Source organism: Rhodococcus globerulus NBRC 14531, assembly GCF_001894805.1.
Lineage (GTDB): Bacteria > Actinomycetota > Actinomycetes > Mycobacteriales > Mycobacteriaceae > Rhodococcus_F > Rhodococcus_F globerula.
This window is the reverse complement of sequence record NZ_BCWX01000001.1, coordinates 1,791,407-1,813,071: the sequence shown is the minus strand read 5'-3', so window position 1 is coordinate 1,813,071 and position 21,665 is coordinate 1,791,407. Positions and strand designations below refer to the sequence as shown.

Sequence of the window (21,665 nt, the reverse complement as noted above, 5' to 3'; positions counted from 1 at the left end):
TAGTGTCTGGACACATGTCTGGTAAGGCCAACTTCGAGTCCACCCGCCGGCGCCTGTCGGGACAACAGGCCGAAACTGTCGATCGTTTGACCAAGGCAGCTGTTGCCATCCTGCGTACGCATGGGTTTTCCGCCCTGACCATTCGCATGGTCGCGGGCGAAGCTGGGGTCGCGCCGGCAACCGCGTACACCTACTTCTCGTCCAAGAGTCACCTTGTCGCAGAACTGTTCTGGCGACGCCTTGACGCGCTCCCTCACGAGGCCGACGCAGAGCAGGACCGCGAGAGTCAGGTCTGTTCGGTCCTGCGCAGTGTCGCACTCCTGGTGTCCGATGAACCGGAACTCGCCGCCGCAGTCACCACCGCGATGATGGCCGACGACCCGGACGTCGAACATCTCCGCGCCCGGATCGGGAAGAACATTCGCGAACGCCTGGTCGAGGCATTGGGACCGGAACATGATGCCGACGTCCTCGAAGCCCTTGAAATCGCCTGGTCAGGTGCATTGGTGCGGGCTGGAATGGGATACGAGTCCTACTCGCAGATCGCGGATCGCCTCGAGATCACCGCAAGGCTGATCATGGCGGGCCACGACAACAGCTGAGCAGAACTCAGATCGGTGTCAGCTCACTCACCAACCACCGGTCATCGACGCGTTCGACGGTGACCTTCACGCGACTCGAACTCGACGCCGGAGCCGGCTGCGCAAAACTGGTGGTGATCTGATCGACGAACATCAGCAATTCGACGCGATCGAACATGGCACCGAGCAACCCGACATCCACAACCCGGGCGCTGGTACTGATTCCTTGCGCTTTCGATTGGGGCGCAACAGTTGTCGCAGCAAACTCGACGAACTCGTCCTTGAACGTTCCGGTGGCTGCGCCAGCCCCGGCCGCGAGGTCGCTGTCCACCATTTCACTGGTGTACGTAAGCAAGTCCTCCACCAACGCAGGTGCCGTTGCAATCGCATCCGCTCTCGCCGACTCGAGTGCATCGCCGTCGCGGCGAATCCACAGCAGGGCGCACGCGGCAATTGCGAGAACCGCAACCAGCACGACAGAGATCGCCCGCCTCACGGCACGAACTCCACACTCGACATCAGAATTCTCCCGTCAACGTCCTCGACACCGATGCGCAGTCGATAGGTCCGCGACGTCGTCTCGCCCGCAGAATTGGCGACCTCCGCAGACGCCGCAATCAGTACTACTCCCGACGACCCTGTCTCCGACGACAGTGCAGCAGCATCGATCCTTGCGTCGGAATTGACAGATGCGGAACGTATCGCGTGGACGAACTCCGACTGATCGCCAACCAACTCCTCTGCGAACTCGCCCGTGCTGAGCGCTCGCAGTTGGGCCACATCCTCGTCCACGGTATCGACGTGAATGTCGACCAATGCCAGCGCTCCCGCCGACGCCCCATCCACCAGTTCCTGCCGATGAGCGTCCCGGGCATTGTCGCCCCGCATCGACATAGCGCCGGTCACCACCACTGCCGCCAAACCTGCAATCACCACCGCGACAAGCACGCGTCCGCGCGTGGTTACATGCCGCGAAACATCCTCGGTTGTCAGGGATTCGGTGTCGTCAACAACTGCTGCCACGAATCCCCCTCACCGATATCGGTGTGCCCGTATGCAATCCCGTCCGGCCCGGTGTACAACTCGTCGGGAGCGTTGGTTCCCGACGGCACGTAAGGTTCCGGGCTCCGGCACGTCACCGGGTCCGGCGCCCGCTTGCCCGGAACTTCCATACACGGAATGTTCCGCGAACCGCGCACGGCAAAAACCGAATCCGCCGGCACCTTGCAGAACAGATCGGGCGGAGTGTCCGGAACACTGGTCACCGTGGGGTCGCGGCGCTGATCCGCCGGTAGGTATCCGGTGGAGCAGGCCGCCGGGTCTTGAGCCTGCAGATGGAAATTGACGTTGGCGGCTCCGTCCGCCTGGCCGCGTTGTACAACGGTCTCCTGAGCAGCAACAAGCGGCGGCAGTATCACAAGCACCTGTTCGAGTGACGCGTTGTAGGTGAGCGCAACTTGCCCGGCACTGGTCAGGTTGGCCAGGAGAATCGGCAGGGTCGGACGCAGATCCTGGAACAAGAGCTCCGCCTCGGTGGCGAACCCTGGCCCGGTGTCGATGATGTTGCGAATAGTGCCGTCCGCGATTTCCAATTGCCCGCTCAGCCGGGCGACGCTCGACGCCCACAATCGGATTTGATCCCCCGTGACAACTTGGGTCTCGAGGAGCGGGGCGAGTTGTTGCACAAGAGTTGTCGCGGGAGTAGTGGCGTCGGACAACTGATTTACAAAGGACGTGGTCGAATCCAGCAGTCTCGCAAGATCTTCGCCGCCACCGGCAAACGCAGCTGCAGACTCGTCGATCACCGCGCGCAGTTTGTCCTGTGGGACGGAGGCGAGCAACGCCTGCGCCTGATCGAGAACGGGTCCGATTTCCTGAGATATCACCACAGACTCGGTGTCGATCACGTCGCCGTCGGCCAGAAACGGGCCGTCAGAGGTGGTCGGCTGCAGATCGACGTACTGCTCGCCTATCGCCGATACGCTGCGCACGGCCGCCACCAGCTCGGTACTGGGTACGGGAACTGAACTCTGCAAGGACAATTCGGCTTTCACGACGTCGGGGTGGAGCTGCACCGATCGGACTTGACCGATGGTGTCGCCGCGGTACGTCACATTCGCATTGCGGTACAGGCCACCGGCGTTGGGCAGTTCCAGCGTCACTGTGTATCGCCCGATACCCAGCATCGTGGGAACACGGAGGTACGCGATCGCGGCCACCGTCATACCGAGGACGGCAAGGATCGCAAAGATCACCAACTGCCGGCGAACAAGCTTGGTGAGGATCATCGTCCTCCCTCCCCTGCATTGCCCGTTGCATTCAGCGGCGCGGTCATCGGGTCGACCGGGCCGCCGCCCGGCTGCTGCGGAGCACCGAACGGGGTGCCGAAACCGAGTCCGGACTGTAGTCGGTTGGTGGTCAGGTCGATCAGCGCCCACAGATTGGTGTAGTCGCCGCGCATCCCGTCATCGATGGTGGTCTGTGGGAATGGGAAGGTGCTCAGGTTTCCGAGATTGTTGATCAGATCCGGACCTGCCGCGACAACCTGCTGCAATGTCGGCTCGAGTGCCGCAAGATTTGCGCTCAGATCATCTCGCGTGCGGTTGACCAGGTCGGTGCCGACGTCTCCGAATCGGCCCACCGAATCGAGTGCGGTGGTCAGGGTAATGCGCTGATCTTCCAGTTCCGCCAAGGCTGGAGCCAGCACGTCGAGCGCCTTCCCCAGTACGTCGCGTTGGGCGTTGATTTCCCCCGCAAACACATCCAGGTTCTCCATCGTGGTCACCATGGCGATGCGTTGCCGGTCCAGGGTCTCGGTCAATGTGTCCATCTGCGCGAGTAGGTCACGTGCTGAGATGGTGCGTCCGCCGAGTGCATTGTTCAATTCGGTGGTGATGGTGTGAATTTGCGCGAGTCCGCCGCCGTTGAGCACTATGGACAGCGCTGTCAGAGTTTCCTCCGTAGTCGGGTACACGCCCGCCGACGCCAGAGGAATGACAGAGCCCTCGGCGAGCGTCCCTTCCGGTTCGACACCGACCGGCGGTGCCAGGGCAACATGCTTGGAACCCAGCAGGCTGGTCTGTCCGATTTTCGCGGTGGAATTAGCCGGCAACACCACCGAACCATCCAGGGACACTGTCACTTTCGCGTGCCAATTGTCGGAGGCGATGGCACTGATACTGCCGACCGTCACATCGTTCACCATTACCGGGGAGTTGGGACTGATCGACGTGACGTCCGGCATCTCGATGACCACGGAAAAACTGTCGGCGCCGCGCCCCGCAGCACCGGGCAACGGCACCGAATTCAGGCCGTTCCACCCGCAGCCGGACACGAGCACAACAACACCGACGCAACAGATTCTCCGGATCATCGTGTCCCCACCTCCGGCATCAGCAACTGCCCCAGCCCTGCGGGAACACTCACGCTCGGCAGGGAGGGAGCCGGCTTCAGATCCGGTTCGCTGTACACCAACTGATCCGGCGCCGCACCAAGCGCACGGGTCGGATTGATGTTCAGATCCGGATAGTTCGCTCTGATGGTGTTCAGGTACGGTCCGAGGTACTCGGCACACAATTCCGCACCCTTCGCAGAGGTTTCGTTTGCCAGTCCCGCGATACCGCCGCAGATGAAGTCGATGGGGTTGCCGATGTTCTGGAAGGCAGGCACCCCGACCATCGCGCCTTGGGCCGGGCGGTACACGTTGTAGTAATTGGACAAGGCCGTCGGCGCCAGATGCAGAAGCTTTTCGATCCCATCGCGTTTGTCCACCAGCACCTGGGAGACATCGGCCAATGTGTTCACCTGTTCGGTGAGCCCGCTGCGATTCTGTTCGACAAATCGGTGGACATCACCGATCGCCGCATCCAGATCAACCAGAGCTGGTGCCAATTGTGTCCGGCTGTCTGCCAACAGACCTGTCACTGTTGCCAGACGTCCCTGAAAGCTCACTATCTGTTCGTTGCTTGCCGCCAACGCCGTGGTGAAAATCTGCAGTCCTCGGATCGTTCCGAAAAGATCGCCACCTCCCTCGTTCAGAGTGCTCATGGCCGAAGACAGTTCCGTGATCGAACGTCCTAACGCCTCACCGTTCCCACTCAAAGCCGTGCCTGCGGCATCGAGGAATTCGGCCGCTGACCCGCGGGTCCCCTCGGACGGCCCCAATGCATCTGCCGCCCGGCCCAATTGCTCCTTGATCTGGTCCCATTCCACGGGCACCGCGGTTCGCTCGATTCCGATCTCCGCTCCATCGGCCAACGCGTCTCCCCCGTCCTCCGTCAATGCCGGCGTCAGCTGGACGAACCTGGCCGAGACCAAGGACTGAGCAACGATCACCGCGTGTGCGTCCGCTGCGACAGGGACGGATCGGGCGAGTTCGAGTTCGACCCGCATCTTCTCCCCCTGCGGAGTTATCGAGGTGACCTTGCCGACGTCGACGCCCACAACACGGACGTCGTCGCCGACGTAGAGTCCCGTCGTCGACGCAAAATAGGCCGTCACCGAGTAGTACCGAAAGTGCTGTACGACAAAATATCCCGCCACCGCCACCGCGAGTACCCCGACCGCGGCGACAATACGTTTCGCGACCATCAGCGAACCTCCGGTATCGGTAGCGGCGCAGGCGGAAGCCCGACAATCGCGTTGATCAACGGTTGGGTGTACTGGGCGGGAAGCAGGTTCTGGATGTACGAGTAGTAGAACGGTCCGCTCGCGACGGTATCGCCGAGCGTCCCCACGTACGTTCCGAGTCCGTCGATGCCCTGGGCCAGGTTGTCCTTGTTCTTCTGGAGTATCCCGAGCACCGTGTCGAGCTTGTTCAGGACCGGGCCCAGTTGTGCTTCGTTGTCGTGTACCAACCCACTGAGTTGAGTGGAGACAGCCGAGATGTCGGTGATGACGTTGCCCAACGCATCCTGCCTGCGGACCAGTTCACCAAGGAGAGCATCGCCGTCGACAAGAAGCGCGTTGACCTGCGGTCCCCGGTCCGCGAGGAGACCGGCCACGTTATTCGCATCTGCGAGCAGAAGCTTCAGTGTCTCGTCGCGGCGGTTGATGCTGTCCGACAGGCGGGCTACCCCGTCGAGGGCGGGCCGCAAGGAAGGCGCGCTGTCCGTCATCACTGCACCAACCTCCTCCAACGACGCCGACAACTGGTCGAGGTTGATGTCCTCGACCGTGGTGGTGAGGTCGCCGAGTACGTCGGGCAACGAGTACGCCGATCGGGTGCGTTCGAGTGGGATCTGTCCGCCGACGGGTATCCGTCCACTTCCATCCAGGTCGAGCGATAGCGCACGTTTACCGAGCAGGGACATCGTGGTGATCGCCGCCGACGTACTCTCACCGAGAGTGACGGAACCGTCGAGCGTGAAATCAACTCGAGCACGGCCTTTTTCGACAGCGATGTTGTCGACGGTGCCGATCTTCACCCCGGCCGCGTTTACCTCGTCACCGGCAGCCACACCACTCGCGTCGTTGAACACTGCGCTGTAGCTCACCCCGTTTTTCACGAACTGCAGATCCTGATACTGCAGTGACGCCAGCACCACCGACGCGGTCATCACCATCCCCACAACGCCTACTCGCACGGCCTGCTTCTGCGCCATCTCTCTCATCGTGGTGCGCACCTTCCGGTCGTCTGGTCGATCAGGTCGACCGTCATCGGTTTGCCGTCAGCCCCGTCGACTTTGAGCGCGATACCGCAGAGATAGAAGTTGAAGAAGGACCCGTAGGCACCAACTCGGATCAGTTGCCGATAGTTCGACGGCATCGACGCGAGGATTCGATCGAGCTCGCCTCGTTGCTCGACCAAAGGGTCCAAGCTCTGGTCGAGTTGCGACAGTGTGCCACTGATGTCGGGCCTGACCCCGGCCAGGAGATCTGCGAAAGTTTGTGCAGCGGTATCGATGCTCGTCACCGAAGTCCCGATCAGTTCCTTGTCCGACGCGAGTCCGCTGACCAGTTGTTGCAGATGGTCGAGCGTGTCGGTGAACTGTCCGCCTCGGCCACGTAATTCACTCAATACGCCGTCAAGATTGTTGATGACCCGGCCGATGAGCACATCACGGTCGGCAAGTGTGTTGGTGATCGATCCGGTATGTGCGAGCACCGACGCCACTGTCCCCGACTGCCCTTGAAATACCTCGAGCAGCGACAGGGACAGCGCGTTGACCTGGGTCGGGTCGAGCGCCTGGAACAACGGTTTGAAGCACCGAGCAGCGCGTCGAGGTCCAGCGCCGGCGCAGTCCTGGTGGTGGGGATGGTTGCACCTGCGACCATAGGTTGCGCGGCGCCGGGACTGTCGAGCAATTCGAGATAGCGGTTGCCCACGAGGTCCTGATAGCGCACCGCCGCCCGGGTCTGCTCCGTCAGAGTCTCCACCGAATCAACGCTGAATTTCACGTGAGCAAGGTGGTCGTCACCGAATTCGACGGCGCTCACCGTTCCGACAGGCACCCCGGCGATCCGTACCTTGTCGCCGGATTTCAGCCCGGACACATTGACGAATTGGGCTGCGTAACTGTGCTCGTCGCCTCCTCGCATCTGCCCGAAGACCAGCACGAGCCCAGCATTGACCAGCAACATCACCGCCACGAAGATGCCGAATTTGATGCCGTAGCCGCGCCGCTTCATCGAATCGCCGTTCCGAACAGGTAACTGAGCAGGTTCGGCATGTCGTTTATCGGCTGGCCGCCATTCCACTGACGTTCCGGTTCGAAAGGATTCACACCCGTGTCCGTCACCAGGTAGGGCGCGTTGACATTCGGATCGCGCAACGGAAGGCCCATGCACTGCGGTCCGCCGGTTGCCGCGACCTTCGGCAGATCTTCAGGATAGCGATACGGTTCGGTGCCTGCGATCAATCCGATCGACATCTTGATTCCCGGCTGCCCGTTGTACGCGCCGTCGCCGATTGCCTTGCTCTCCTCGAGTCCGTGGAACATGCATGGAATCACCGGCGAGTACTCCTCGAGAAGTTCGGTGGTTGGCCGCATGAGCGACAGGACGGTATCCACACCGTCGGCATTGGCGCCGAGGACATCTTCTCCGGTACGCGCCAACCCAATTACGTTGAGTAGCAGTAGATCCAGATCCTCTTGCTCGTCGAGGACGGTGGTGCCGGTGACAGTGAGCGAGCCGAGGGTGTCCATCAGATCCAGCACAGCCGCCCGATATGTCCCGGACACTACCGGAAGGTCTGTGAGAACCTCGTCGAAAGCGGCACCGGCACTGTTGAATTCGGACAGCGCCGCGTCGGCCTTCCCCAGAGCGACGCCCAACCTCTCCCCGCGACCTTGCAACGCGGTGGAAATCGCCCCAAGCGTCTGATCGAGTTTTCCGGGATCAACTGTCCGCAGGACGGCCGTCAACTTCTCGAACACGGTATCGATTTCGACGGTCACGTGATTCGCGTCGATGGTGGCGCCAGCAGTCAATCGCTCGGCGCTCGGATCCGCAGGCGCCGACATACTGACGAACTTCGCGCCGAAGGCGGTGTTCGAGGTGATCGCGACATCGACGTTGGCGGGAATCGACTCGAGTGCATCGGGATCTAGAAGGACGGACAACGTCGCGGTGGAATCGTCGGCCGGCGCGATCGACTCGACGGACCCGACGGTGACACCGGCCATCTTCACTCGCGCACCCGGATCCATCACAAGGCCGGCCCGCTCGGCAACAACTGTTATCGGAACGCGGATGGTGAACGACTGATTGAACGACGCGACCGCCAGCGCCACGACGGCAACAATCGCGCACGCCAAGCCTAATGCCGCAAGCTTGTATCCGTATCTCTCCACTCGCTCTCCCTATCCGGACAAGTTGAAGTTGCCGGAACCGCCGTACAGCGCCAGCGAGACCAGAAGGGTCACCGCCACAACACAAATCAGTGACAGACGGACGCCGCGCCCGACAGCTGTGCCCACCCCCGAGGGTCCGCCTACAGCGCTGTAGCCGTAGTACGTGTGAATCAGCATGACCAGCAACGCCATCACCAGTACCTGCACGAAGGACCAGGCGACGTCGACCGGATCGAGAAAGGTGGTGAAGTAGTGGTCGTAGAGCCCGGACGATTGACCGAACAGCACCACCGTGGTGAAACGTCCCGCGAGGAACGATCCGACGAGCGCCAACGAGTACAGCGGCAGAATGGCGAGCATCCCGGCCACGATGCGCGTACTCACCACGTACGGAACAGAACTGATCGCCATCGCTTCGAGTGCGTCGATTTCTTCACTGATGCGCATCGCACCGATCTGCGCCGTCGAGCCGGCGCCGATCGTTGCGGACAGCCCGATTCCCGCGATGACCGGCGCGGCGATGCGCACGTTGATGAACGCGGAGAAGAACCCGGTGAGTGCCTCGACGCCGATGTTTCCGAGCGAACTGAAACCTTGAATCGCGATGGTTCCGCCTGACGCCAGCGTCAGGAACCCGACAACGGCGACGGTGCCGCCGATCAATGCCAACGCACCTGTTCCCATGCTGATCTCGGCGACCAGACGCAAGACTTCTTTCGGATGTTTGCGCAGCGTCCAGGGAATGAAGGCAATAGCTCTGACGAAGAAAACCGCTTGCCGTCCGACATCGTCGACGGACCGCGACACACGTGCCATCCGCGCTCGGGTCGCCCCGAATTTTCCGAGTTCCGCCAGTGCCACGCCGCTCACCCCGCCGTCAGCCTGATGCCCACCGCGGTCACGATGGTATTGACCACGAAGAGCGCCATGAACGCGTAGACCACTGTCTCGTTGACAGCTTCGCCAACACCTTTCGGACCGCCACGGACGGACAGTCCCCGGTAACACGCAACCAGTCCGGCGAGCATGCCGAACAGTGCGGCCTTCACCATCGACAAGGCAACTTCGGGTAATCCGGTGAGCAACGTGATGCCGTCGACAAACGCACCAGGATTCACGCCTTGGAGGAACACCGAGAAGATGTAGCCGCCGGTGATGCCGATGACGCACACAAGTCCGTTGAGCAGCAACGCAACCACCGTCGACGCGACAACCCGGGGAATCACCAAGCGAGTGATCGGATCGATCCCGAGCACTTCCATCGCGTCGATCTCCTCGCGAATGGTCCGCGAACCGAGATCTGCGGCAATGGCGGTGGCGCCGGCGCCCGCCACGATGAGGACAGTGACCACTGGCCCGACCTGGGTGACGGCGCCGAGTGCCGCCCCGGCTCCGCTGAGGTCGGCAGCACCGATCTCGCGCAGCAGGATGTTGAGAGTGAAGCTCACCAGAACCGTGAACGGCACTGCCACCAGAACCGTCGGTACCAGCGACACTCGCGCGATCATCCAACTCTGTTCGAGAAACTCCTGCACCTGAAAGCGTGTGCGTACCAGTCCCACCGCAACATCGGCACCCATTTTGTAGAACTGACCGAGTTGACGCATCGGCGCTGCCAGCGAGACCCGCCCGGTATACACGGTTCAGTGCTCCACGGGACACGAGGCGTTGTTGCCGTAATCGACCATGAATTCCTTGATCCCGTTGATCCACCCTGATGCCAACCGGCTGGGATCACCAAGTTTGCTGATGTCCGGCATGTGGTCGGCGATCTTGTTGAAAATCAGGTCGATCTCCATCCGGGCCAGGTTGGCGCCGACGCAGTAGTGTGGCCCGGTACCACCAAAAGCCAAGTGCGGATTGGGATCACGAAGAATGTCGAATACGTCCGGGTTCTCGAACGCAGATTCGTCGAAGTTCGCCGATCCATACAGGAGCACAACACGCTGCCCCTTCTTGATCGGAGTTCCGGCAATCTGAGTGTCCACCAACGCCGTACGTTGGAATGACGTCAGCGGCGACGCCCAGCGAATGATCTCGTCGGCCGCCGTGCGTGGACGCTCACGCTTGTACAGTTCCCATTGATCCGGGTACGTCAGAAACGCCATCATCCCGAGTGTTGTTGCATTGCGTGTTGTCTCGTTGCCCGCAACCGCCAACATGATGACAAAGAAGCCGAACTGTTCCGGCGTGAGAGCCTCACCGTCCACGTTCGCCTGGACCAATCGCGAAATGATGTCGTCGAGCGGTTCGTCGCGACGAGCCTCGGCAAGCTGATACGCGTACCCGAGTATCTGCGCCGACGCCATTCTGGACTCCCCGGCCATGGATTCGTCGTCGTATCCGGTCATCTGATTCGACCATTCGTAGAGCTGGCGTCGAGCCTCCTGCGGAACTCCGATGAGGTCCGAGATCGCCTGCATCGGTAGCTCACTGGCAACCTGCTGGACAAAATCACCGGTACCCGACGCCGCCGCGGCTTTCGCAATCTCTTCGGCTCGCTCTTCGAGCCCGGCTCGCATCGCTTCGACGGACCTGGGTGTGAACAATCGCGCCACCAATTTGCGCAACTGGGTATGTTCGGGCGCGTCCTTGTTGATCAGAACGTATTTACTGACTTCCAGTTCTTCGGCGGTGATGTTGTCTTCATGGCGTGGGACGCACCCGTTGACGTTGTTGGAGAACTCCTCCGAACGCAGCGACACGTCACGCACGTCGGCGTGCCGCGACACTACCCAGGCGCCACCGTCGTGGAAACCGCCGGTTCCCGGTTCCTGCGCGTTCCACCACACCGGAGCGCAGCGGCGTAGTTCCGCGAACTCGGCAAGGGGAACGCGCTTGCCGTACATCTGAGGGTCGGTGACATCGAAGCCGTCGGGAAGGTTCAGCTCGGGCATTTCGGTTGCTCCTCTTGCAGGCAAGGCGCCGCGCGCGCCGAGGCGGACTAATCGATGCGGTGAACCGGCTCCTGACCGAGGGCGTACTCCTTCGCCCAGCGGTAGTCGGGTTTTCCGCTTGGCGCTCGCACCACCTCGGACGCAATCCAGAACGCACGCGGAATCTTGTACCCGGCAAGCTGGCTCCGAGTGTGTTTCTCGATCGACTCGAAATCCGGAACAACACCATCGCGCACCCTGACCACGGCCGAGACTCGGCTTCCCCAGCGTTCGTCCGGCAGCCCGATGACGGTGGCGTCGTAGATATCCGGATGGGCCTTGACGACGGCCTCGACCTCTTCGACGAATACTTTCTCGCCGCCGGTGTTGACCACCATGTTGCCCCGGCCGAGCAGCGTGATGGAACCGTCGTCCTCGATCCGGGCGCGGTCTCCGGTGACCACTGCCCGTCCGCCGTCCACCGTTCGGAAGATTTCCGCCGACTTCACCGGATCCTTGTAGTAGCCGAGTGGGACGTTGCCGAGTTTTGCCAGCCACCCCTCGGCGCCGGAACCCGGTGGCAGAATCCGGTTGTCATCGTCGACTACCACCGTGAACCGGTTGGAACCCACCCTAGGTCCACCGTGCTGCTTCAACCCTTTGGCTGCGAATCCGATACCGCCGAAGCCTGTTTCGGAAGAGCCCACCGAGTCCGAGATCATCAGATTCGGGAACACCTCGAAGAAGGCGTCCTTCACCGAACCGGAGAATAGCGCCGCCCCGGACGCGAGAACCGCCAAGCTGGACGCATCTGGTTGTAGTTCGCGGTGCGCTTCCACCAAAGGCCGCCCCATTGCGTCACCGGTGATCACCATGACCTGTGGCCGGTATTCGGCAACAACTTTCCAGACGTGTGCCGCATCGAACCGTGGTTCGAAGATCACGGTGTTGCCTGAGAACAGTGCGTTGAACGTCGGCATCAAGGCCGACGTGTGGATGAGCGGTGGCAGCATGCACCATCGCATAGGTTCTGCAGCCGCTGCGCCGCCACGGGATTGTTGGTACTCGTCGGCAATCGGCTCACCGGTGTAGAAATCATAGCCACCGGCCAGAACTCGCCAGATGTCCTCTTGACGCCACACCACGCCCTTGGGTCGTCCGGTGGTTCCGCCCGTGTAGAGAATGTACGGGTCGTCTCCGCTCCGCTCGTCGAACGCGTCACTACCGGTGCGTTCCGGAGATTGCGGCGACAGCGCGTTCTCGTACGCGACCGCGCCTGGCACGGGCGGTTCGGCACCCGATGCAAGCTCGTCCGGCACCACCACAGCGTGCTTCACCCGAGGCGTGGATTCCAGGGCCTCGGCGACGCGAGCGGAGTACCCCCGATGGAACACGAGTGCCTCGAGATCGGCGTTGTCGTAGAGGTACACCAACTCGTCGGTGGTGTACCGATAGTTCACGGTGATCGGAACGGCGCGAACCTTGAACGACGCGAGGACCGCAACCATCGTCTCGATCGAATTGTGCATCTGAATTCCGATATGGGTGCCGTGCCCGAAACCCAACGACAGGAAATGATGTGCCAGACGGTTGGCCCGCGAGTCGAGTTCGCGGTACGTCACTTCCTCCCCCGACACGATCAGCGCTCGTCGATCAGGCATCGCATCGACGGAATGCTCGAAAAGGTCTGCAAACGTGTAGGCCATGAACGATCCTTTTCAGGGTCAGCCACTCAAACCACGAAGAGAGGCAACGGAATTCCACGATCTTCGAAAGCAAATGCTGCGCCGCTGCTCACTTTGGTGATGGCGACCTCGACACATTCCGGCGCAGCCTCCGCCGTCGTATCGACCGTGATCAAAAGCCCGGCCTCGGAATCGTCGAGCACCCGGGCTGTGAAATGTGGATTCACGCCGCGTACCAGTGCCTGAAGCGGATCCAGATGCTCACCGTCGATCAGAGTGGGCCAGCCACCGTCGGCGTCAACCAGGCCGGTCCGCGAAATCAAGATCTCGAGACTCTCTCCATCCCAGCGAATTTCACGCTCGACATATTGCTTCGGATTGAGCAACGGATGTAGCTCCAGCACCACCGACAGGCCTTCCAGATCCGGCGGCAGACCCAATGCGTCGCGGATGCGCTGCGAAGCGACGCCTGCAATTCCGGTGAGTTGTTTGAGCGTAATTTCTCGAGCTTTGTCCGCACTACTGCGCCCGCGCACCGCGAGCAGAAACCCCAGCGCAAGTAGGTGGTGTTGCAGGCACACTTCCTGCGCGATACGAACCAGCGCTGACTGGGAGAAGTCGGAGAAACGCAGATCCGAGAGCAGCGGTCCCGAGTAGTCGGCCGCCCCGTCGTCGCTGCCGTCGATCGGACTCAACTCAACCGACACCGCAGCAGTCCGGCCGATCTGCTCGGTGTGGGCCGTCATGACCGGCGGGACATGCGACGGGTCGATTACGACTGTCCACGCACAGTGTGGGTGCCTGTCAGCAGGTTTGCGCGGCGGCCGATGGATCGGACGGATCTGCGCATGCGCATTGGTTGCTATCGCCGTCGCGTCGAACGTCGGGTCTTCGATGTCATGACACATGGTGGTGACAAACTCGTCCCCCAGCGGTTCGACGTCCGTCAGAGCGCCACAATGGTCGAGCCAGAATTCACCGTGTTGCGGGTCGTCGACGCGATAGCGGAAATCCATGAACTGCGGTGGCGCTCCGATGTCGAGTTGCAGTCCTTTGAAAATGGTCACGACGTCGTCACCCTCGTACCGCAGCGCCTTCTGCATCCGGCGGGTGTACCAAGGACTGGCGGATTCCCACTCCGCGATCGCAACCTCCGCCATGCCTTCGCGCCCGTACTCCACGATCAGGTGCGCCATCCCGGATCTGTCGATCAGCTGACCACAGAGCAGGAGTTCTGGCACCAACACAGCAAGGTCGCCGCGCGAGAGCGTCTCGAAGGACCCACCGACAGTCACCGGACTCACCACAGTGGAACCGGCGAGGTACCCGCGCGATACCAGCCTGGGAGTGGTTCGCCGGAGATCGATCGCTGAATGCGTGCCTGCATACCTTTGGACAGCGCGTTGTTCTGGATCATCTCCATGAACAGTGCCGAGACGTTTCCGAAGTCGAAGAAGTCACGCTGCCAGGACCATTGGAAATTTCCGCCGTACCGGAACCAACTACCACCGATGCCGTAGACGGAGTAGTTGCTGCCGTCGTCTCGTTCGGCGTCGGAGATCTGTTTCCACAGTCCGATGACGTTGCCACTGCGCTCGTCGATCACAAAGTCCTGATAGGGATACTCCCAGCCTTCGAGGCCGTTCATCTCGAGACCTAGCGCGACGGTGCGGATCTCTTCCCGACCGATCGCCATGAAATCCTGTTTGGGGCCGTAGTTCCAGCCGTAGGTCGCGTCCTCGGTGTACATGTCCGCCAACGGCTTCCAGTCGCCGGCGGCCTCGGCCTTCTTGTTCGCGTCAATCCAGCGTTGCACCATGTCGTCGAGCTCGGCGCGGTCGAATCCGGTCATGTGAACCTCTCCCTGGTCAGTCCTCGACAATTTTCAGTGCGCCTGTCGGGCAGTAACGCACTGCCATTTCCACCTCGTGTCGCTGCTCGTCCGGCAGCGGCTGATCGGACACTTCGACCTTGCCCCTTTTCGGAACCACAAAAACGGCCGGCGCTTCCAATTCGCATGCGGCGTGGCCCTGACACAGATCCAGGTCGACTTCGACACGCATGACTCACGCTCCCCTGCCAGTATCGGATCGACTGCCTGTACCGGTTCTCCGCCGATATCTGACCGAGCACGGCTGCTCCAATTGCACGACCATCTTGCTGTGATCGTTGCGATAGCTTTCCGACGGTTGGGTCATCTCGAATTCGTAGTCGCGCAGCAGAATCGAAAAGATCGCCTTGAGCTGCATTTGGGCAAAAGCCGCGCCGACGCACCGATGCCTGCCCGCTCCGAACGGAATCCACGTCCATCGATTGACGATGTCTTCCTGACGTGGATCGATGTAGCGGCCAGGATCGAATTCGTCGGGATTCGGAAAGTCCTCGGGAATGCGATTGGAAATTGCCGGGGTGGCCGCCACCAGGTCACCTTCGCGAATCTCGAAACCACCCACCTCGAAGTCCCCCCGCGCCACCCGCAGCAAGATAATCAGCGGCGGATGCAGTCGCAGTGTTTCCTTCACCACGGCTTCGAGAATCGGGATCTGGCGCAGGGCATGAAAACTGATGTCGGCACCGTCTGCGTACAAACTGTCGAGTTCCTCGACGACGTCGGCCATGACGGCCGGATGGCGTAGCAATTCGATTAACGACCACGCCGCCGTCCCGGATGTCGTGTGGTGACCGGCAAACATCATCGAGATGAAAATCCCCGTGATCTCGTCCGCACTGAAGCGCAGCTCACCGTTCTCGTCCTTGACCGAGACCAGGATGTCGAGCATGTCCCGGTCGTCCTTGCCCTGGGGAGGATTCGCAATCCGCCCGTTCATGATCTCCTGAACCAGCGCCACCAAAGCCAGTCTCGCTTCGTCGCGTCGGCGAAAACTCTCGATCGGCGCATACGGATCGACAAAGGCAAGCGCGTCGGTGCCCTGTTCCAGTTCGTGATAGAGCTTGGCAAAACTGTCGTCGAGTTCGTCGCGGAATTTCTTTCCGATCAGGCAGGCCGACGACGTGTAGATGGTCAACTCGGCAAAGAAATCGAGCAGATCAATCTCGCCCTCGTCGCCCCACTCTGCCACCAACGCTTCGACTTCCGTGCCGATTGTCGAAGCATGGCCTTTCATCTGCTCGCCGCGCAGTGCCGAATTGTGCAGCATTTCCTTGCGCCGCTCAGGACTGGCGTCGAACACCACCCCCTCACCGAAGATCGGCTTCATGAACGGGTACGCAGCTTGCTGGTCGAGGTCCTCGTCAGTCGAACGGAAGAAGAATTCGTTTGCCTCGGCGCCGGACAGCAGGATCACCGTGCGATCGGCTAGCTGGAAGGCTCCCACGTCGCCGCACTCGTCGCGCACCCGGCGCATCAATGCGATCGGATCGGTACGCAGTTCTTCGAGATGACCGTGTTCGAGTTCGCCGCCGGACACCCGCGGGGGCTGCGGCAGCGTGCGCGGATTCTCCTGTACGCCGTGAGTCATGTCGTCTCCTGCGAAGTGTGAGTAGGACGAGGATTGAGTGGAGCTTCCGGCTGAACCTCCACCAGAACGAGGTGCGCACCTCGGGGAGCGGTCACGACGGCAACGATGGCGTTTGCGATATCGGACGGCCGCAGCATGTAGCCGTGTCGCGCGAAGCCCCACCTGGCCCACGATTCGCCGACGGGGCCGATGATCTCCGGCGTCGTGTCCATACCCATCCCGGTCAACGTCGGTCCAGGCCTCACGATCGAGGCGCGAATGCCGGTGCCTTCGAGTTCCATTCGCATCTGACGGCCCATTGCTTCGAGGCCGGCTTTCGACGCGTCGTAAGCACCCATGAGCGGACGTTGCCGGTCGGCGCAATCCGAACCGATCAGCACAAAATCACCCCGTTGCCGCTCCCTCATACCGGGCAGGATTCGGTGAGCGAGCCGTTGTGCACCGACAAGATGGACCTCGACCTGACGCAAGAACCGTTCGGGTTCCATTTGATCGGCGGCACCGAATTCGAGATCACCGGCACCCGATACGACGATTTCCACCGGCCCCATCGCTTTTTCGGCGGCAGTGACACACGCATCCACCGAACTGCCGTCAGTGACGTCGAGGAAATGTGCCATGGCTTCGCCGCCGTTGCTGCGGATCTTTTCCGCAATCGCCTCGCACTCGGCTTCCCGCCTCGCTCCGAGGACGACTGGGTGACCGAGCTCCGACAGAGCATAGGCCGCCGCGGTGCCGATACCCGAAGATGCGCCGCTGATCAAAGCGGTCCGCCGGGCCGGGTTAGGTTCGAAACGAGGCATCAGCGCACCTGCACCTTCACCGGCAGGGCCGCGAATCCCCGCACATTTGTCGAATGGACTCTCTCGATACCCGCCTCGTCCACCTCGTAATCGCGCACGTGGCGGGCAAATTCGGCAAGAGCGATCTTCGCTTCGAGCCGCGCCAGGTGAGCGCCGAGGCAAAAGTGAACGCCCGCACCGAAACTCGCCAACTTGTTGGCAGAATTACGTCCGAGGCGAAACGCGTCTGCATCGTCGAAGACGTCCGGATCTCGATTGGCCGAACCGATCAGGAGCAGCATCTTCTCCCCCGCCGGAACCGTAGTGCCGTAGTACTCGAGATCGACAGTGGTCGTGCGAGCTACGATCTGACTCGACGTGTCGTAGCGCAGCGTTTCGTCCACCCACTCCGCTGACAGATCCGGATCACGAAGAACCGCCGCAATCTCGTTGGGATTGTGCGAGCCCCAGTACAGGGCGTTTCCGAGAAGTTTGGTGGTGGTTTCGTTTCCGGCAACGACCATCAGAAACATGAAGCCCAGAATCTCGGCATCCGACAGTTTGTCTCCGTCGATTTCGGCATCGAGCAGCGCTGATGTCAAATCGCCGGTGGGTGAACGACGACGCTCGGCGATCATGTCCTTGTAGTAGTTCATGAGGCTGATCGACGCTTCCACCGCAGCCGGCGGTACGTCGAGGACGCCGTCTTCGCGGTGCACCACCAGATCTGCTTTTCTCCGCAGTTCCGCGCGGTCCGGTTCCGGAACGCCCATCAACTCGGAGATCACGTCCATCGGCAATTTGCCGGCCACTTCGGATATCCAGTCGAATTCCCCAGCGGCAAGTGCCGGAGTCAGGTGCGCCGTGGTGAGCTCGAGTATCCGCGAGTCCAGTTCGGCAACACGGCGGGGTGTGAAACCGCGAGACACCAACTGCCGCAGACGCATATGCCGCGGATCGTCCATGGCAAGAAAGGACATCACGTAGTGCGCATGGGGCCCGTATGCTGCCGGGTCGAGCGAAACCCCGTTCGCACTCGAGAGTCGCTTGTTGTCCTTGAATGCACTCAGAACGTCCGAATACCGTGACAGCGCCCAGAATCCGACGTCGTCGTTGTGGTAGATCGGAGCTTCATTCCGCAATCGCGCATAGGTCGGATACGGGTCTTCGTGAAAGTGATAGTCGTACGGATTGAACACCACCGGTTCGATCAATGCTTCGGTCATGGATGCTCCAAGATCAGTCGTGCGGAAGCCTCCAGGCGTCCGGCAATGTACTCGTAAGTCCCATATCCCATTCCGGCCCGCAAAAGTGCTCCGGCATAAAGCATTTCAATTGCCTCGATCCGATGTGGATTTACTACCGGATCCATTGCCGCAACCAGCCTGCTGTGAATCTCGAATCCGATCCGGTCGCGAAGATGCTCAACCTCAGGATCGGTTCCCAGCAATGCATTGGTCACGGCCGCCGACACCTGCGGTTCGTCGGCCAGCAGCAACGCAATGTTGCGCAGTACGGCCAACACTCGGGCGGTGGGGTCCGAACCGGTGCCGTCAGAGCTCGGGAACGCTCGCAACCGACGCCAGAAGACCTCGGCAACAAGATGCTCCTTCGACGAGAAGTAGGTATAGGCGGTTGCTGCTCCCACCCCGGCCTCGGCAGCGACGGCGCGCACAGTCAAACCGGAATATTCATGCTCACGGAGCACGACAACGGCGGCTTCGGTGAGCTTGGAGACGGTGTCTGCCTGCTTACCGTTGAGGCGTCGGCGAGTCGATTCGTAACCATGACTGGACACATGTCTGGACGTTACTACAGGTACCTGTCCAGGGCAACGAATTCGAGATTTCAGTATTCACGAGCAAGTCATCCACGCCGGTCACAGCCGAAAAGCGCACCTTAGAGGCCGATCTTCATACCGGCGCCCGCATCAACCCGAAGCTGCTGACCAGTGACAAATCGCGACTCGTCCGACGACAAATACACGACCGCGTGCGAGATGTCCTCCGGTTCCACCCACGGCGTCGGCATCGCCTGCATGAAAGGAAACGTCACAGCGGCATCTTCCGCGGTCGGGTTTTCCAAATCCGGACGAAAGGTCCGATACATGGGCAAGCTCTGCAGCATGTTCGTGTTCACATTGGTCGGATGGATCGCATTGACCCGAATCGAACTCGGCCCCAGTGTCAATGCCAACGACATGGTGTACGTCTGAATCATCTTCTTGGCCAAGCCGTATCCGTCACCGCCAGGCCCTTGCAGCGCCTGTTGACCGTTGAATCCGGTCTGCGGAACCAGGCCGGCCACGGACCCGATAGCAATGATCGATCCGCCCTCCCCCAGGTATTCCAAACCCGCATGGACGGTGTTCACGACGCCGAGAAAGTTCAAGTCGAACGCGTCGACGAAGCCGGAATTGGAGACATGCTTACCCAGCGGACAGATCCCGGCATTGGCAACAACCACATGTAACCCGCCGAGCGTTTCCACGCCCTCTGCCAGGGCTTCTTCGACGCCGGCCCGATCTCGAACGTCCACCCTCGCTGCGACAACGCGGCGCCCGGTTTCCTTGACCAGCCTCGCGGTCTCATCCAAATCGTCTCGAGTGGCCAGCGGGTACTCATTGGTTGCGATGTCGGCGCAGATGTCGAACGCTATGACGTCCGCACCTTCCTGAGCCAGACGCACCGCATGACTGCGCCCCTGGCCACGGGCGGCGCCCGTCACCAGGACAACTTTTCCAGCAACTCTGTTCATCGGCCTACTCCTGCACTCGGATCGACACACGAAGGGAACCGCCCAGGCCCACAGCAGGGCACCGGATCGGGGATATCTGGTGGAGAACCGTAGCGCCCGAACCGACTAACCAAGACAGTTTTCGAATTCTCGGTACCCAAATCGCTTATGCCCGAAACTCATTGCCATGGACGATTGTGTGAACTAGAGTCCAGACATATGTCCAGAAAGGAAGAGTTCACGCTATGAACCTTCGACCCACAGACAGTTCCGCCCTTCTTGTCGACGGCAAACTTGTTCCCGGTTCCGGCGGCACCTTCGACATCCTCAATCCCGCCACCGAGGAAGTACTCGGTCAAGCGGCCGAAGGCACCTCCGTCGACATGGACGCCGCAATCGCCGCGGCCCGACGCGCCTTCGACACCACCGATTGGTCTCGGAACCACACATTTCGCGCACACTGCCTTCGCCAACTCTGCGATGCTCTCGAGTCTCATATCGAAGAGCTACGCGACATCACGATCGCCGAGGTCGGGGCACCGCGAATGTTGACCAGCGGCCCCCAACTCGAAGGACCGATCGACGACCTCCGATATTGGGCACAACTGATCGAATCCTATTCGTGGCAACAGGATCTCGGGAATGCCTCGCCGATGGGAGTCCCCACCCACCGTCAGCTACTCAAGGAAGCCGTTGGGGTGGTCGGTGCCATCACTCCGTGGAATTTTCCACACCAGATCAACTTCGCCAAACTGGGTCCGGCGCTCGCCGCCGGCAACACCATTGTTCTCAAACCGGCACCGGACACACCGTGGTGTGCCGCGTTGGTAGGCAAGGTGATCGCTGAGGAGACCGACATCCCCGCCGGCGTCGTCAACATCATCACCTCCACGGACCACTCGCTCGGCACACAACTGTGCGCCGACCCCCGTGTCGACCTGATCTCCTTCACCGGATCCACCGCGACCGGGCGTGCGGTGATGTCGACCGCGTCGAGCACCCTGAAAAAGGTGTTCCTCGAACTTGGCGGAAAATCTGCCTTCATCGTCCTCGACGATGCCGACATCAAATCCGCCAGTTCCGTCGCCGCATTCTCGGTGTGCGTCCACGCCGGGCAGGGCTGCGCTTTGAGCACGCGACTATTGGTGCCGCGCAGCCGATACGACGAAGCGCTTGCCGCCGCGACCCGGACCATGGCCGGCATCCGCGCTGCCGATCCGTCGGTTGCCGGAACCATCTGCGGCCCATTGAGTTCCGCGCGCCAACGCGAACGCGTCGAAGGCTATCTGAAGCTGGCCCAGGATGAAGGGGGCACCGTGGTCACCGGCGGCGGCCGACCGGACGATCAACCGCGCGGATACTTCATCGAGCCCACTTTGATTGTGGGACTGGAAAACTCGTCACGGGTCGCCCAAGAAGAGATATTCGGTCCGGTACTGGTGATCATTCCGTTCGACGACGACGACGATGCCATCCGCATCGCCAACGACTCTCCGTACGGCCTGTCAGGTTCGGTGTGGGGCACCGATCCCGATCGCGTCAACCGCGTCGTCGCTGGTGTACGCACCGGAACTTTGAGCGTCAACGGTGGAGTGTGGTATTCCGCCGACGCGCCGTTCGGCGGCTACAAGCAATCCGGAATCGGCCGAGAGATGGGCCTCGCCGGTTTCGAGGAATACCTCGAGACAAAGCTCGTCGCATCCCCCGCATAAGCACCTCACACACATCCG

21 protein-coding genes and 1 pseudogene are annotated in these 21,665 nt (G+C 61.2%); 2 read left to right on the top strand and 20 right to left on the bottom strand.

Annotated elements, in window-relative coordinates:
* The first annotated feature begins 14 nt into the window (after positions 1 to 14).
* Complete coding sequence (locus RG2_RS08115; RefSeq protein ID WP_033230861.1) at positions 15 to 602, top strand: TetR/AcrR family transcriptional regulator; 588 nt, start codon at positions 15 to 17, stop codon at positions 600 to 602.
* 7 nt (positions 603 to 609) lie between these two features.
* On the opposite strand, the gene RG2_RS08110 is transcribed toward RG2_RS08115, so the two are convergent.
* The 20 genes and pseudogenes from RG2_RS08110 to RG2_RS08015 form a co-directional block, all read right to left on the bottom strand.
* Positions 610 to 1,077, bottom strand: a complete 468-nt coding sequence (locus tag RG2_RS08110; RefSeq protein ID WP_033230862.1) for a hypothetical protein — start codon at positions 1,075 to 1,077, stop codon at positions 610 to 612.
* Positions 1,074 to 1,604 (bottom strand): Rv1363c family protein, encoded by a 531-nt coding sequence (locus tag RG2_RS08105; RefSeq protein WP_230589943.1) that lies wholly within the window; start codon positions 1,602 to 1,604, stop codon positions 1,074 to 1,076. Before RG2_RS08105 ends, RG2_RS08110 begins: the two co-directional genes overlap by 4 nt.
* Positions 1,571 to 2,869 carry an MCE family protein gene (locus RG2_RS08100; protein ID WP_033230863.1) on the bottom strand — a complete coding sequence of 433 codons (1,299 nt, stop codon included), beginning with the start codon at positions 2,867 to 2,869 and terminating at the stop codon, positions 1,571 to 1,573. The genes RG2_RS08105 and RG2_RS08100 overlap by 34 nt, the downstream gene beginning before the upstream one ends.
* Positions 2,866 to 3,954 carry an MCE family protein gene (locus RG2_RS08095; RefSeq protein ID WP_033230864.1) on the bottom strand — a complete coding sequence of 363 codons (1,089 nt, stop codon included), beginning with the start codon at positions 3,952 to 3,954 and terminating at the stop codon, positions 2,866 to 2,868. The genes RG2_RS08100 and RG2_RS08095 overlap by 4 nt, the downstream gene beginning before the upstream one ends.
* Entirely contained in the window at positions 3,951 to 5,171 is a 1,221-nt protein-coding gene (locus tag RG2_RS08090) for an MCE family protein (protein WP_045070083.1), read from the bottom strand. The genes RG2_RS08095 and RG2_RS08090 overlap by 4 nt, the downstream gene beginning before the upstream one ends.
* Positions 5,171 to 6,184, bottom strand: coding sequence for an MCE family protein (locus tag RG2_RS08085; RefSeq protein ID WP_080711549.1), 1,014 nt, complete (start codon positions 6,182 to 6,184; stop codon positions 5,171 to 5,173). The genes RG2_RS08090 and RG2_RS08085 overlap by 1 nt, the downstream gene beginning before the upstream one ends.
* A gap of 5 nt (positions 6,185 to 6,189) precedes the next feature.
* Positions 6,190 to 7,211, bottom strand: a pseudogene (locus tag RG2_RS08080) (MCE family protein).
* A complete protein-coding gene (locus RG2_RS08075; protein WP_033230867.1) occupies positions 7,208 to 8,377 on the bottom strand; it encodes an MCE family protein in 1,170 nt (389 codons plus the stop codon). Before RG2_RS08075 ends, RG2_RS08080 begins: the two are co-directional and overlap by 4 nt.
* Before the next feature lie 9 nt (positions 8,378 to 8,386).
* Positions 8,387 to 9,238: an MlaE family ABC transporter permease gene (locus RG2_RS08070; protein WP_033231407.1), complete on the bottom strand. Its 852-nt coding sequence runs from the start codon at positions 9,236 to 9,238 to the stop codon at positions 8,387 to 8,389.
* Positions 9,239 to 9,243: 5 nt separating this feature from the next.
* Positions 9,244 to 9,984 (bottom strand): MlaE family ABC transporter permease, encoded by a 741-nt coding sequence (locus RG2_RS08065; RefSeq protein WP_033231408.1) that lies wholly within the window; start codon positions 9,982 to 9,984, stop codon positions 9,244 to 9,246.
* 36 nt (positions 9,985 to 10,020) lie between these two features.
* Entirely contained in the window at positions 10,021 to 11,274 is a 1,254-nt protein-coding gene (locus RG2_RS08060; RefSeq protein ID WP_033230868.1) for a cytochrome P450, read from the bottom strand.
* A 47-nt stretch (positions 11,275 to 11,321) separates the two neighbouring features.
* Positions 11,322 to 12,959, bottom strand: a complete 1,638-nt coding sequence (locus RG2_RS08055) for an acyl-CoA synthetase (protein WP_033230869.1) — start codon at positions 12,957 to 12,959, stop codon at positions 11,322 to 11,324.
* A gap of 26 nt (positions 12,960 to 12,985) precedes the next feature.
* Positions 12,986 to 14,233 (bottom strand): hypothetical protein, encoded by a 1,248-nt coding sequence (locus tag RG2_RS08050; RefSeq protein ID WP_371851297.1) that lies wholly within the window; start codon positions 14,231 to 14,233, stop codon positions 12,986 to 12,988.
* A 5-nt stretch (positions 14,234 to 14,238) separates the two neighbouring features.
* Positions 14,239 to 14,790, bottom strand: a complete 552-nt coding sequence (locus RG2_RS08045) for a Cif family virulence factor (RefSeq protein ID WP_033230871.1) — start codon at positions 14,788 to 14,790, stop codon at positions 14,239 to 14,241.
* Positions 14,791 to 14,806: 16 nt separating this feature from the next.
* Complete coding sequence (locus tag RG2_RS08040; RefSeq protein WP_033230872.1) at positions 14,807 to 15,001, bottom strand: ferredoxin; 195 nt, start codon at positions 14,999 to 15,001, stop codon at positions 14,807 to 14,809.
* Positions 15,002 to 15,004: 3 nt separating this feature from the next.
* The gene (cyp51, locus tag RG2_RS08035; protein ID WP_033230873.1) at positions 15,005 to 16,417 is read right to left on the bottom strand and encodes a lanosterol 14-alpha demethylase; all 1,413 of its coding nucleotides are present in this window, start codon (positions 16,415 to 16,417) and stop codon (positions 15,005 to 15,007) included.
* On the bottom strand, positions 16,414 to 17,220 hold the full coding sequence (locus RG2_RS08030) for an SDR family oxidoreductase (RefSeq protein WP_033230874.1): 807 nt from the start codon (positions 17,218 to 17,220) through the stop codon (positions 16,414 to 16,416). Before RG2_RS08030 ends, cyp51 begins: the two co-directional genes overlap by 4 nt.
* Entirely contained in the window at positions 17,220 to 18,425 is a 1,206-nt protein-coding gene (locus RG2_RS08025) for a cytochrome P450 (protein ID WP_033230875.1), read from the bottom strand. Before RG2_RS08025 ends, RG2_RS08030 begins: the two co-directional genes overlap by 1 nt.
* On the bottom strand, positions 18,422 to 18,997 hold the full coding sequence (locus RG2_RS08020) for a TetR/AcrR family transcriptional regulator (RefSeq protein WP_033230876.1): 576 nt from the start codon (positions 18,995 to 18,997) through the stop codon (positions 18,422 to 18,424). The genes RG2_RS08025 and RG2_RS08020 overlap by 4 nt, the downstream gene beginning before the upstream one ends.
* A gap of 101 nt (positions 18,998 to 19,098) precedes the next feature.
* Positions 19,099 to 19,956 carry a mycofactocin-coupled SDR family oxidoreductase gene (locus RG2_RS08015; protein ID WP_033230877.1) on the bottom strand — a complete coding sequence of 286 codons (858 nt, stop codon included), beginning with the start codon at positions 19,954 to 19,956 and terminating at the stop codon, positions 19,099 to 19,101.
* Positions 19,957 to 20,180: 224 nt separating this feature from the next.
* On the opposite strand from RG2_RS08015, the gene RG2_RS08010 reads away from it, so the two are divergent.
* Positions 20,181 to 21,647, top strand: coding sequence for an aldehyde dehydrogenase (locus tag RG2_RS08010; protein WP_033230878.1), 1,467 nt, complete (start codon positions 20,181 to 20,183; stop codon positions 21,645 to 21,647).
* Positions 21,648 to 21,665: the final 18 nt, after the last annotated feature.

Coding starts and splice junctions, on each gene's coding strand:
- RG2_RS08025 (WP_033230875.1), bottom strand. CDS start 18,425: ATGACCGAAGCATTGATCGAACCGGTGGTGTTCAATCCGTACGACTAT.
- RG2_RS08065 (WP_033231408.1), bottom strand. CDS start 9,984: ATGCGTCAACTCGGTCAGTTCTACAAAATGGGTGCCGATGTTGCGGTG.
- cyp51 (WP_033230873.1), bottom strand. CDS start 16,417: ATGACTCACGGCGTACAGGAGAATCCGCGCACGCTGCCGCAGCCCCCG.
- RG2_RS08010 (WP_033230878.1), top strand. CDS start 20,181: ATGAACCTTCGACCCACAGACAGTTCCGCCCTTCTTGTCGACGGCAAA.
- RG2_RS08095 (WP_033230864.1), bottom strand. CDS start 3,954: ATGATCCGGAGAATCTGTTGCGTCGGTGTTGTTGTGCTCGTGTCCGGC.
- RG2_RS08085 (WP_080711549.1), bottom strand. CDS start 6,184: ATGGCGCAGAAGCAGGCCGTGCGAGTAGGCGTTGTGGGGATGGTGATG.
- RG2_RS08100 (WP_033230863.1), bottom strand. CDS start 2,869: ATGATCCTCACCAAGCTTGTTCGCCGGCAGTTGGTGATCTTTGCGATC.
- RG2_RS08030 (WP_033230874.1), bottom strand. CDS start 17,220: ATGCCTCGTTTCGAACCTAACCCGGCCCGGCGGACCGCTTTGATCAGC.
- RG2_RS08060 (WP_033230868.1), bottom strand. CDS start 11,274: ATGCCCGAGCTGAACCTTCCCGACGGCTTCGATGTCACCGACCCTCAG.
- RG2_RS08015 (WP_033230877.1), bottom strand. CDS start 19,956: ATGAACAGAGTTGCTGGAAAAGTTGTCCTGGTGACGGGCGCCGCCCGT.
- RG2_RS08115 (WP_033230861.1), top strand. CDS start 15: ATGTCTGGTAAGGCCAACTTCGAGTCCACCCGCCGGCGCCTGTCGGGA.
- RG2_RS08090 (WP_045070083.1), bottom strand. CDS start 5,171: ATGGTCGCGAAACGTATTGTCGCCGCGGTCGGGGTACTCGCGGTGGCG.
- RG2_RS08045 (WP_033230871.1), bottom strand. CDS start 14,790: ATGACCGGATTCGACCGCGCCGAGCTCGACGACATGGTGCAACGCTGG.
- RG2_RS08040 (WP_033230872.1), bottom strand. CDS start 15,001: ATGCGTGTCGAAGTCGACCTGGATCTGTGTCAGGGCCACGCCGCATGC.
- RG2_RS08055 (WP_033230869.1), bottom strand. CDS start 12,959: ATGGCCTACACGTTTGCAGACCTTTTCGAGCATTCCGTCGATGCGATG.